14 protein-coding genes are annotated in these 10,437 nt (G+C 57.3%); 12 read left to right on the plus strand and 2 right to left on the minus strand.

The window, feature by feature from the left end; genetic code table 11:
- Positions 1-72 precede the first annotated feature (72 nt).
- Genes rluC through AYR66_RS19805 form a run of 4 tightly spaced genes read left to right on the plus strand, consistent with a single transcriptional unit; the run spans position 73 to position 3,206 of the window.
- On the plus strand, positions 73-1,080 hold the full coding sequence (gene rluC / locus AYR66_RS19790) for a 23S rRNA pseudouridine(955/2504/2580) synthase RluC (protein ID WP_088708924.1): 1,008 nt from the start codon (positions 73-75) through the stop codon (positions 1,078-1,080).
- A gap of 51 nt (positions 1,081-1,131) precedes the next feature.
- The gene (locus AYR66_RS19795) at positions 1,132-1,791 is read left to right on the plus strand and encodes an HAD-IA family hydrolase (RefSeq protein WP_088708925.1); all 660 of its coding nucleotides are present in this window, start codon (positions 1,132-1,134) and stop codon (positions 1,789-1,791) included.
- On the plus strand, positions 1,784-2,170 hold the full coding sequence (locus tag AYR66_RS19800) for a Rieske (2Fe-2S) protein (RefSeq protein WP_420093113.1): 387 nt from the start codon (positions 1,784-1,786) through the stop codon (positions 2,168-2,170). The genes AYR66_RS19795 and AYR66_RS19800 overlap by 8 nt, the downstream gene beginning before the upstream one ends.
- A 28-nt stretch (positions 2,171-2,198) precedes the next feature.
- Positions 2,199-3,206, plus strand: a complete 1,008-nt coding sequence (locus AYR66_RS19805; protein WP_088708927.1) for a S49 family peptidase — start codon at positions 2,199-2,201, stop codon at positions 3,204-3,206.
- 285 nt (positions 3,207-3,491) lie between these two features.
- On the opposite strand, the gene AYR66_RS19810 is transcribed toward AYR66_RS19805, so the two are convergent.
- Together AYR66_RS19810 and AYR66_RS19815 are read right to left on the minus strand one after the other, a co-directional pair.
- On the minus strand, positions 3,492-4,244 hold the full coding sequence (locus tag AYR66_RS19810) for an SAM-dependent methyltransferase (protein WP_088708928.1): 753 nt from the start codon (positions 4,242-4,244) through the stop codon (positions 3,492-3,494).
- Between the two features lie 4 nt (positions 4,245-4,248).
- Positions 4,249-4,863 carry a Maf-like protein gene (locus tag AYR66_RS19815; protein WP_088708929.1) on the minus strand — a complete coding sequence of 205 codons (615 nt, stop codon included), beginning with the start codon at positions 4,861-4,863 and terminating at the stop codon, positions 4,249-4,251.
- 105 nt (positions 4,864-4,968) lie between these two features.
- Between AYR66_RS19815 and AYR66_RS19820 the strand changes: the two genes are divergently transcribed.
- From AYR66_RS19820 to AYR66_RS19855, 8 genes are all read left to right on the plus strand, one after another.
- Positions 4,969-5,466: a YceD family protein gene (locus tag AYR66_RS19820; protein ID WP_170942217.1), complete on the plus strand. Its 498-nt coding sequence runs from the start codon at positions 4,969-4,971 to the stop codon at positions 5,464-5,466.
- An 80-nt stretch (positions 5,467-5,546) separates the two neighbouring features.
- Entirely contained in the window at positions 5,547-5,729 is a 183-nt protein-coding gene (gene rpmF / locus AYR66_RS19825; protein ID WP_057293158.1) for a 50S ribosomal protein L32, read from the plus strand.
- 146 nt (positions 5,730-5,875) lie between these two features.
- Positions 5,876-6,967, plus strand: coding sequence for a phosphate acyltransferase PlsX (gene plsX / locus AYR66_RS19830; protein ID WP_088708931.1), 1,092 nt, complete (start codon positions 5,876-5,878; stop codon positions 6,965-6,967).
- Positions 6,964-7,950 carry a beta-ketoacyl-ACP synthase III gene (locus AYR66_RS19835; RefSeq protein ID WP_088708932.1) on the plus strand — a complete coding sequence of 329 codons (987 nt, stop codon included), beginning with the start codon at positions 6,964-6,966 and terminating at the stop codon, positions 7,948-7,950. The genes plsX and AYR66_RS19835 overlap by 4 nt, the downstream gene beginning before the upstream one ends.
- Before the next feature lie 25 nt (positions 7,951-7,975).
- Positions 7,976-8,908, plus strand: coding sequence for an ACP S-malonyltransferase (gene fabD / locus AYR66_RS19840; protein ID WP_088708933.1), 933 nt, complete (start codon positions 7,976-7,978; stop codon positions 8,906-8,908).
- A complete protein-coding gene (fabG, locus tag AYR66_RS19845; protein WP_088708934.1) occupies positions 8,905-9,651 on the plus strand; it encodes a 3-oxoacyl-ACP reductase FabG in 747 nt (248 codons plus the stop codon). Before fabD ends, fabG begins: the two co-directional genes overlap by 4 nt.
- Positions 9,652-9,773: 122 nt before the next feature.
- Positions 9,774-10,013, plus strand: coding sequence for an acyl carrier protein (gene acpP / locus AYR66_RS19850; RefSeq protein WP_040041346.1), 240 nt, complete (start codon positions 9,774-9,776; stop codon positions 10,011-10,013).
- 30 nt (positions 10,014-10,043) lie between these two features.
- On the plus strand, positions 10,044-10,437 hold a 394-nt coding region (locus AYR66_RS19855), incomplete at its 3' end, for a beta-ketoacyl synthase N-terminal-like domain-containing protein (protein WP_272938353.1).

Consider the following 10,437-nt stretch of genomic DNA (forward strand, 5'->3'; position numbering starts at 1 on the left):
TGTGTAGAATGTGCTTTTTATTCTCACACGCGCGCCGGTTTGTAACCGACACGAAACAATTATATCTGCAAAATGAAGGACTTAGCGAGATTTTCTGGAGGTCGGACGGATTCGGCTGCAAATGAACAGTCCTCCCAGGCATCCGCTCAGGTTCGCCTCGTGACGATTTCCGAAGACGAAGCCGACCAGCGCATCGACAATTTCCTGTTGCGCGTCTGTAAAGGCGTGCCGAAAAGCCATATCTACCGCGTGCTGCGCTCGGGTGAAGTGCGCGTCAACAAGGGGCGGATCGACCAGACTTACCGCCTCAAGGAAGGCGACGTGGTTCGGATTCCGCCTGTACGGGTTGCGGAAAAGGCAACGACATCCGTGCCTGGTGCAGAATTCACCATCCTGCTCGAAGACGCCCACCTGCTCGTCATCGACAAGCCGGCCGGTGTGGCCGTGCACGGCGGATCGGGCGTCAGCTACGGCGTGATCGAGCAACTGCGGGCCGCACGTCCGCAAGCCAAGTTCCTGGAATTGGTTCACCGCCTGGACCGAGAGACGTCGGGAGTGCTGTTACTGGCCAAGAAGCGCTCCGCGCTGACCGACCTCCACGAACAGATCCGCGAAGGCGAACTGGACAAGCGTTACTTCGCGTTGGTGCATGGCGAATGGAAAAATTCCCGCCAGCATGTCAAGTTGCCTCTGTTTAAATACACCACGCCGGATGGTGAGCGCCGGGTTCGTGTGCAAGCCGACGGCCAGCCGTCGCATACGGTGTTCAACCTTGTCCGGCGCTTCGGCGACTTCGCATTGCTGGAGGCCGAGCTGAAGACGGGGAGAACCCACCAGATTCGAGTCCATCTTGCGTCCAGCGGTTTCCCGATTGTCGGAGACGACAAGTATGGCGATTTCGGTTTGAACAAGATGCTGCAGAAGGCTGAAGGCGACCGCGTTGCGCTCAAGCGCATGTTCCTGCATGCACATCAGGTCACCTTCCGTCATCCAGATTCCGGGCAGCCGGTCACGCTAAACGCGCCACTTCCACAGGAATGTGAGCGTTTCTTGAAGAGTATCGGCAAGAAGGCGGCTTGAGCCGGGACGCTACAATACATTCACATCACAAGCAGCATTGCTGCACTCGTAATGGCAAAAAAGAAATTTGACCTGATCGTATTCGACTGGGACGGAACATTGATGGACAGCACGAGCACGATCGTGACGTGCATCCAGGCGGCCGCAAGGGATCTGGGACTCCCGGTGCCTGATGACAAACAGGCGGCCTACGTGATTGGCCTTGGCCTTGCCGAGGCCATGCAGGCGGTTGTGCCGGGACTGGAGGCCAAGCATTATCCGCACATGGTGGAGCGTTACCGCTATCACTACTTGACCAAGGACAAGGGTTTGACCCTGTTCGAAGGCGCGCGTGAAATGCTGGCTGACCTCGCCCACGAAGGCTATTTTCTCGCAGTCGCAACCGGGAAGAGCAGGGTTGGTCTGAATCGCGCCCTCGACGCGGCCAACCTGCTTTCCGTATTCGATGCCACTCGCTGCGCAGACGAAACCTTTTCCAAGCCACATCCGGCGATGCTCCAGGAATTGACGCGCGAACTTGGCCAGGATATGCGCCGCACCCTCATGATTGGCGATACCACGCACGACTTGCAAATGGCTGCCAACGCGGGGGCCGCCGGTGTTGGCGTGCATTACGGGGCCCATACGGCACCCGAGTTGCAGGCGTTGGATCCTTTGTTTATCGCAAGTTCCGTGTCCGATCTGCACACCTGGTTACGCGACAATGCATAATGCTCCTATGGAAGAGATTGCGATTCCAGTGTGCGAATCCTCGGCATTGCAGGATCGCGGGAAGGGCGTTCGCTTCCCCGTTACAGCGGGCGGAGAGGACAGTACGGGCTTTGCTGTCCGCTTCGGCAGTAACGTCTATGCCTACCTGAATCGCTGCGCCCATGTTCCGATCGAGCTCGACTGGAACGAGGGCGACTTCTTCGAGTCGAGTGGACTGTACCTGATGTGCTCTACACACGGTGCGCTCTATACGCCTGAAACCGGGCGTTGCGCTGGAGGCCCTTGCCGTGGCGGCCGCCTGAGGCCGATTTCCGTGTTCGAAAGGGATGGCCATGTCTATTGGAGGCCAGATGATTACGTCAAGCCGGTCCGAGCCTGAAAGACAAGAAAACAGATGGTAATGAACGATGATTGAAGACAATTTTGAAGAGCAGAACCAGATTCGCACATCGGTGCCGCCGTCCGCTTCGCACCAAGGCACCGGTTGGGAGCGGGAGGTTCTCGAAAAACTCGCGTTCGCCACATTGCGCGAACAGCGCGCCGCGCGTCGCTGGAACATTTTCTTCCGGATCGTCACGCTCAGCCTTATCGGATTCGGCATGTGGCTCGCATTCGGATATACCCAGCAGGATGCGGAAGTCGTTGGTCCGCATACGGCGCTGATCGAAATTGACGGCACGATCGAATCCGGCACGTCCGGTTCGGCCGATGCGGTCATCCAGGCCCTCAACCGCGCCTATTCAGATGAAAGTTCGGTCGGTGTCGTTCTCCGTATTAATAGTCCCGGCGGCAGCCCGGTGCAGGCAGGAATGATCAATGACGAGATCGGACGCTTGCGGCAAGAATTCCCGAAGAAGCCGCTTTATGTCGTGGTCGACGAAATCTGCGCCTCGGGCGGCTATTACATTGCCGCTGCAGCAGACAAGATTTTTGTCAACAAGGCAAGCATCGTCGGCTCTATTGGCGTGCTGATGGATGGATTCGGTTTCACCGGGCTCATGGACAAAGCCGGGATCGAACGCCGGCTCATGACGGCCGGCGAGAACAAGGGCTTCCTCGACCCCTTCAGCCCGCAAAGCGCGAAGCATCGCAACTACGCGCAGGATATGCTCAATGAAGTGCACCAGCAGTTCATCGATGTTGTGCGCCATGGGCGCGGGGACCGGTTGAAGGAAACTCCGGAAACGTTCTCCGGCCTGTTCTGGAGCGGCTCCAAGGCAGTGGAAATTGGACTGGCGGATGGTTTCGGCACCGTCGATTCAGTCGCGAGGGATGAGCTCAAGGCGGAGGATATCGTCGACTACACCCAGCGAGAAGGTTTATCCGAGCGCCTGCTGAAAAAATTCGGCGGTGCGGTGGGCACAGCGGTAGTGAATTCGCTCTGGACCACCTCGGCCCGCCCGGCATTTCGCTAGGGCGCTAAAGGCAGCCTATGGCACTGTATTGCATCATAGAGATTTTTCAAGGCGCGGAGTCTGATACAGCCTTGATTCCTGCATCCTGCGCTTTATACTGCAGATGTCTGGCGCCGGTTTCGATCCTGTATCGCACAAGAAGCTCGTTACTGGAAAAACTCTCGGACCAGATGTCAGGAGCCGCGTTTCGGACGCGGTGTTGAGAGGCGTAATAGCCTGCTCAAGAACTGCCCGACAGGGCATGCAAAACGGCGGCGCAATACCGCCGTTTTGCGCGTTTACGCGTTACTGTGCAAGCAGCAGGAAAACAGTCGGGCGTTTCTGGATATTCCCGGTTTTCCCTGAAGCTAAGTCTCCTTTCCATTTTGCCGCCGTCTGGGTACGAATGGTTTCTTCGGGCAATGAAAGATCGGTCGCCGTGCAGACCAAGGTGTTTGCCTGGCAAGTGTTTGCAAATGCTTCGAGCAGTGCAGAATTCCGGTACGGGGTTTCGATGAACAGTTGCGTCTGCTTCTCTTGCCGTGACCGCTCCTCAAGGGCTTTGATGCGCTTTGTCCGCTGAGCCGGATCGGTCGGCAAGTAGCCGTTGAATGCAAAGCTTTGTCCGTTCAGGCCGCTTGCCATTACGGCGAGCAGCAGAGAGGAGGGGCCGACCAGTGGTCGTACGCGGATGCCTTCGACGTGAGCCAATCTCACAAGATTGGCACCCGGGTCGGCTACTGCCGGCACGCCTGCTTCCGAAATCAATCCGCCGTCGCGTCCTTCCTTGATTGGCAAGAGCAAGGATGGCAGCGACTTTGCATCGGTGTTGACGTTCAGTTCGTTGATCTGGATTTCCTGAATCGGCTTGCAAAGGGGGTGCGCCGAACCAATGGCCTTCAGGTGTGCCCGAGTGGTTTTGGCATTCTCGGCAATGAAGTAATCGAGCCTCGATGTAATGGCCTGAACTTCGTCGGGAATCACGAATTCCGGTGAGGTTTCCTGGCCCGCACTAAAGGCGCCGAGTGTATTGGGAATCAGGTAAAGGATGCCAGGCATGGTGTCACGCTTGAAAGAATGGTACGCCGGCGCGCCGAAGCATCGAGCACAGGGCGATCATGGGCAGTCCGGTCAAGGCCGTCGGATCGGTGCTTTCGATGCGCTCGATGATTGCAATTCCCAGTCCTTCGTTCTTCGCGCTGCCGGCGCAGTCGTAAGGTTGCTCGATGCGCAGGTAGGCATCGAGTTCGTGGTCGGGCAGTTCGCGGAACGAGACGAAAGTCTGGACGTTTTCGACCTGCAGTCGATCAGCCTCGGTGCGGGCCAAGTCATTCCATAGGCATAGTGCGGTATGAAAGACGACTTTCCTGCCCCGCATCTTCTTTAGTTGGGCCAAGGCGTTTTCATGTGACCCTGGCTTGCCGATTTGCTCGCCATCGAGTGTCGCCACTTGATCGGATCCGATGACGAGCGATCCGGGATTGGACGAGGCAACGAAAGAAGCTTTCTCTTTTGCAAGCCGGAGCGCCGTCTGTTCCGGCGCCTCGTCGGTGAACGGTGTTTCGTCGATATCCGGAACGGATATCTCGAAAGGCATGTGCAAACGCGACAAGAGCTCTTTCCTGTAACGGGAGCTGGATGCCAGGATCAGGCGGGGAAAGGTGGCTGGAGAGGGCATTTTGCATTCATTTTTGAACAAGCGCTCAACAAAAGCGCCCTAACACTTTGACGAATAAGGGAAAAGCCTGTTATTATCGCAGGTTTTCCGGGTTCGGCTCGACGTATGAATGCTTTTGTGATCGACGCTTTTGAATTTTGTCGGCTCAAAGAGCGCCGCGAAGGGGAAATTCCGGTCGCCGACTTGCCCCGTCTGGCCGATGAATCGGTCGACAAGATCGGCGTCGTGCGCTGGGTGCTCGAGGGGGGTAGTGATATGCGCGGACATCCCCAGTTGGTTCTGACTGTGTCGGGTGCATTGAATTTGATGTGCCAGCGCTGCCTGACGCCATTTGCGTTCGAATTCGATTCCGGCGCAACGCTCGTGCTTGCAAAGGACGAGGATGGTGCGGATGCGATTGATGCCCAGCTCGCGGACGAATCCGTCGAGGTAATTGTGGGTGGCAGCAGTTTCGATGTGTCCCAGGTGATTGAGGATGAGGCGCTGCTGGCGATTCCCTTGTCGCCGAAACACGACGTATGTCCGGATCCGGTGGCACGCGAAGCGGAGCAGGAAGTCAAGAAAGAGTCGCCGTTTGCGGTGCTAAAGAAACTGAAGCAGTAGAAGTTCCGAAGAATTCCCGGGATGCAAGGTTTGCAGACCGGATATGTTAAAATTTCCGATCTTAAGGTTTAGGAGTCATCATGGCCGTTCAACAGAACAAGAAGTCCCCGTCCAAGCGTGGTATGCACCGCTCGCACGACCACCTGAGCGTTCCCCCGCTGGCAGTCGAGCCGACCACCGGCGAAACGCATCTGCGCCACCACATCAGCCCGAATGGCTACTACCGTGGTCGCAAGGTCCTCAAGACCAAGAACGACGAATAATTGCAGTCATTGTTCGAGGCTGAAAAGCGGCGCAACGAGTTTGACTTGGCGCCGTTTTTTCATATGCTGAAAAAGTGCATCGCGTCATTTTGAATCACGCCGGATCTGGCCCGCATGCTGGTTAGAGCGAGGTACTGAGTCAAAACATGACAATCAAAATTTCCATCGACTGCATGGGTGGTGATCACGGCCCTTCGGTCACGATCCCCGCAGCCGTCTCCTTCGCTAGTCACGAACCTGGCGCTGAATTGATTCTGGTCGGTCTCGAAGATGTCATTCGGGCCGAACTAAAAAAGCTTAACGCTTCCTCGCACGCTCGCCTCTCGATCGTTAACGCCACGGAAGTCGTGGCCATGGACGATCCTGTCGAGGTTGCGCTGCGTCGGAAGAAGAATTCTTCCATGCGTGTGGCCGTCAACCTGGTCAAGGAAGGCAAGGCCGACGCGTGCGTCTCGGCAGGTAATACGGGCGCGCTCATGGCAGTCTCCCGTTATGTGCTGAAAACGATTCCGGGCGTCGACCGCCCGGCAATCTGCTTCCCCATGCCCAACCAGACTGAGACACCGACGTACATGCTGGACCTCGGTGCCAATGTCGATTGCGAGCCTCAGCATCTGCACCAATTCGCCTTGATGGGTTCGGCGCTGGTGTCCGCGCTCGAGGACAAGGCCAAGCCGACGGTGGGCCTGCTGAATATCGGTGAAGAGGACATCAAGGGAAACGAGGTCGTCAAACAGACCGCTGTGCTCCTGCGCGCTGACCACGAGAAAGGCGTCATTAACTTCTACGGCAACGTGGAAGGGAATGACATTTTCCAAGGCACTACCGACGTTGTTGTATGCGACGGTTTCGTCGGCAATGTCGTACTTAAGGCTTCGGAGGGGTTGGGGCGGTTCCTGAAGACGGTGTTCAAGAACGAGTTCAAGAGCAATCCCGTGAATATCCTCGGCGCTTTTATCGCGCAGGGGGCGCTCAAGGCTATCTCTCAGCGCATGAATCCTTCGCGCTACAACGGCGCGAGTTTCCTCGGCCTGCGCGGCCTCGTCTTCAAGAGTCATGGCGGTGAAGACGCCTATGGCTACGAATGGGCGATCAAGCGTGCATACGATGCCGCTAGCCACGACCTGCTGGCGCGCATTTCGAAAACGATTGCGGAACTGATGCCGCAACAGGAGGCGGTGCCGGCTGCTCCGGTGCCGGGCGATGTCACAGAATTAACTCACCAGAAGACGGCATGACGCTCTACAGCAAAATCATCGGCACCGGCAGCTACCTGCCCCCGAAGCGTGTAACGAACCAGGAACTTGCGGTCCAGCTGGCGGAGAAGGGGATTGAGACCTCCGACGAATGGATTGTTTCCCGCAGCGGCATCTCGGCGCGTCACTATGCTGATCCGGCGGTGCAATCCAGCGACCTTGCCGTTGAGGCGGCAAAGCGCGCATTGGAAGCTGCTCATCTCACTCCGGGTGATATTGATCTCATCATTGTGGCGACCTCCACACCGGACCATTTCGGCGGTTTTCCAAGCACAGCATGTGTCGTGCAGCGCAAGCTCGGCATCAAGAATGGCGGTGCAGCTTTCGACGTGCAGGCGGTTTGTAGCGGTTTCGTCTACGCCGTGTCGGTTGCGGACAGTTTCATCAAATCCGGCGCACACAAGAACGTTCTCGTGATTGGTGCCGAAGTCTTCTCCCGCATCCTGAATTTCGATGACCGTACCACATGCGTCCTTTTCGGTGACGGAGCCGGCGCTATTGTCATGTCCGGTTCGAGCGAGCCCGGCATCCTGGCTACGAAGTTGCATGCGGACGGCAGCCATGGCGACATCCTGTGTGTTCCTGGCAGCGTGACCGGCGGCGTCATTGAAGGAAGCGCATTTCTTTACATGGATGGCCAGGCAGTATTCAAGCTCGCCGTCTCCGTTCTCGAAAAGGTTGCGAACGAGGCCTTGGAAGCAGGTGGTCTTCAATCGTCGCAAATCGATTGGCTCGTGCCCCATCAGGCCAATATCCGCATCATGCAGGGCACAGCAAAGAAGCTCGGTCTGCCGCAGGAAAAGATGGTCGTCACGGTAGACCAGCACGGCAATACATCTGCGGCATCCATTCCCCTTGCACTGGATACCGCGGTGCGCGAAGGCCGCATCAAGCCCGGACATAACGTCATGATGGAAGGCGTCGGCGGCGGCTTTACCTGGGGTGCGGTCCTCGCACGCATGTGACAACCAACTCAACTCACGATAACGAATGACCAAGTTCGCATTTGTATTTCCCGGGCAGGGATCGCAAGCCATTGGTATGTTGAACGGATTTTCCGGCAACGAGGTTGTGCAGCAGACCGTTGCCGAGGCATCGGACGCATTGCAATTCGACCTCGGTAAACTGATTGCGGAAGGCCCCAAGGAAGAACTCGATCTCACGACCAACACTCAGCCCGTTATGCTGACCGCGGCGGTGGCCTTCTATCGCGCATGGATTGCCGCAGGCGGCAAGACTCCCGACATCGTTGCGGGGCACAGCCTTGGCGAATACTCGGCCCTGGTCGCCTCAGGCGTCATTCCATTCAAGGATGCCGTTCCTCTCGTGCGTTTCCGCGCACAAGTCATGCAGGAAGCCGTGCCCGTCGGGCAGGGCGGCATGGCCGCAATTCTCGGCCTCTCTGACGACGATGTGCGTGCAGCATGCCAGGATGCGGCGCAGGGTGAGGTCGTGGAAGCAGTCAATTTCAATGCGCCCGCCCAAGTCGTAATCGCGGGTCACAAGGCGGCAGTCGAACGTGCGTGCGAGGCGGCGAAGGCGAAGGGGGCCAAACGTGCGCTGCCACTGCCAGTGTCCGCACCTTTCCATTCGTCCCTGTTGAAGCCCGCGTCCGACCGCCTGCGCGATTACATGGTCGGTCTCGCTTTCTCCGCACCTCAATTGCCCCTGATTAACAATGTGGACGTCGCCGTAGTGCAGGATGTCGCCAGCATCAAGGACGCGCTTGTCCGTCAGGCGGCAAGCCCCGTGCGTTGGGTCGAGACGGTTCAGAAAATGGCTGCCGAGGGCGTGACGCATGTGGTCGAGTGTGGTCCTGGTAAGGTGCTTGCCGGCCTCACCAAGCGCATCAACGGCGACCTGACAGGTGAAGCAATCATCGACCAGGTCTCTATGGACAAAGTACTGGAGCTTCTCAAGTGAATTTGAACAATCAAGTCGCCCTGGTTACCGGGGCATCGCGTGGTATCGGCCGTGCCATTGCGCAGGAGCTCGCAAAACAGGGCGCCAAGGTTATCGGAACCGCCACCAGTGAAGCTGGCGCTGCAGCTATCTCGGAATACCTTGCAGCAGTCCGTCCTGATTGCGGCAAGGGTGCCGTGCTCAACGTCACGGACGCAGACGCTTGCAATGCGGTAATCGACATGGTGCAGAAAGAATTCGGCGGCCTTTCCATCCTCGTCAACAACGCCGGCATCACCATGGACCAATTGGCCATGCGGATGAAGGACGAAGAATGGGATGCGGTCATCGCAACCAACCTGACTGCAGTCGGTCGTCTTTCACGCGGTGTATTGCGCGGCATGATGAAGGCGAAATACGGGCGCATCATCAATATCACATCCGTTGTCGGCTCGTCGGGCAATGCAGGTCAAATGAATTACGCCGCAGCAAAGGCAGGCGTTGCCGGCATGAGCCGGGCGCTTGCCCGCGAGATCGGCAGCCGCAACATAACCGTCAATTGTGTCGCCCCGGGTTTCATCGACACTGACATGACTCGCGAACTGGGCGAGCAGCAGACCGCTGCGTTGATGCAGCAGATACCGCTCGGCCGCTTCGGCCAGCCGGAGGACATCGCTGCGGCAGTCGCATTCCTTGCCTCGCCACAAGCAGGCTACGTCACGGGTACGACGCTGCACGTGAATGGCGGGATGTACATGAGTTAAATGGCTTTTAGGCGCTTTTGGCTGAAGATCAAGCATTATTGAAAACAAAAGCCAAAAGTGAATTTTCACTGCGCAAACCTGATAAAATGCGCGCACTTTCTGTAATCCACTGGAGGGGTAATATGTCCGATATCGAACAACGCGTTAAGAAGATCGTCGCCGAGCAGCTGGGCGTCGCCGAAGCCGACATCAAGAATGAATCGTCTTTCGTCGATGACCTCGGTGCCGACTCGCTTGACACGGTTGAACTCGTGATGGCACTCGAAGACGAATTCGAAATGGAAATCCCTGACGAGCAGGCTGAAAAGATCACGACGGTGCAACAGGCGATCGACTACGCCAAGGCACACGTCAAGGCCTGATGCTGTTTTGATTCAAACCAGGAGTACCGCTTGAGCCGCTCTCGTGAACGTCGTGTCGTAGTGACCGGCCTCGGATGCGTTTCGCCCATTGGCAATTCGATTGCTGATTCTTGGGCTGCGCTAATCGAAGGCAAGTCTGGCATTGCGACCATCACCAAATTTGACGCCACGCCTTTTTCCACCCGCTTTGCCGGCGAGGTCAAGGGCTTCAATATCGAGGATTACATCCCCGGTAAGGAGGCGCGTCACATGGATGACTTCATCCACTTCGGGATGGCCGCAGGTATACAGGCGATTCAGGACAGCGGCCTGACCGCAACCGAGGAAAATGCCGAGCGTATCGGCGTTATCGTCGGTTCCGGTATCGGCGGGCTTCCGATGATCGAAGAAACGCACGCTGAACTGACGAATCGCGGCCCCCGCC

Origin of the sequence: Noviherbaspirillum denitrificans (assembly GCF_002211445.1) — a bacterium.
Taxonomy (GTDB): Bacteria; Pseudomonadota; Gammaproteobacteria; order Burkholderiales; family Burkholderiaceae_D; genus Noviherbaspirillum; species Noviherbaspirillum denitrificans.

Excerpts from the sequence above, each read along its gene's own strand:
- rluC (WP_088708924.1), top strand. The coding sequence starts at position 73 with ATGAAGGACTTAGCGAGATTTTCTGGAGGTCGGACGGATTCGGCTGCA.
- AYR66_RS19795 (WP_088708925.1), top strand. The coding sequence starts at position 1,132 with ATGGCAAAAAAGAAATTTGACCTGATCGTATTCGACTGGGACGGAACA.
- AYR66_RS19800 (WP_420093113.1), top strand. The coding sequence starts at position 1,784 with ATGCATAATGCTCCTATGGAAGAGATTGCGATTCCAGTGTGCGAATCC.
- AYR66_RS19805 (WP_088708927.1), top strand. The coding sequence starts at position 2,199 with ATGATTGAAGACAATTTTGAAGAGCAGAACCAGATTCGCACATCGGTG.
- AYR66_RS19810 (WP_088708928.1), bottom strand. The coding sequence starts at position 4,244 with ATGCCTGGCATCCTTTACCTGATTCCCAATACACTCGGCGCCTTTAGT.
- AYR66_RS19815 (WP_088708929.1), bottom strand. The coding sequence starts at position 4,863 with ATGCCCTCTCCAGCCACCTTTCCCCGCCTGATCCTGGCATCCAGCTCC.
- AYR66_RS19820 (WP_170942217.1), top strand. The coding sequence starts at position 4,969 with ATGAATGCTTTTGTGATCGACGCTTTTGAATTTTGTCGGCTCAAAGAG.
- rpmF (WP_057293158.1), top strand. The coding sequence starts at position 5,547 with ATGGCCGTTCAACAGAACAAGAAGTCCCCGTCCAAGCGTGGTATGCAC.
- plsX (WP_088708931.1), top strand. The coding sequence starts at position 5,876 with ATGACAATCAAAATTTCCATCGACTGCATGGGTGGTGATCACGGCCCT.
- AYR66_RS19835 (WP_088708932.1), top strand. The coding sequence starts at position 6,964 with ATGACGCTCTACAGCAAAATCATCGGCACCGGCAGCTACCTGCCCCCG.
- fabD (WP_088708933.1), top strand. The coding sequence starts at position 7,976 with ATGACCAAGTTCGCATTTGTATTTCCCGGGCAGGGATCGCAAGCCATT.
- acpP (WP_040041346.1), top strand. The coding sequence starts at position 9,774 with ATGTCCGATATCGAACAACGCGTTAAGAAGATCGTCGCCGAGCAGCTG.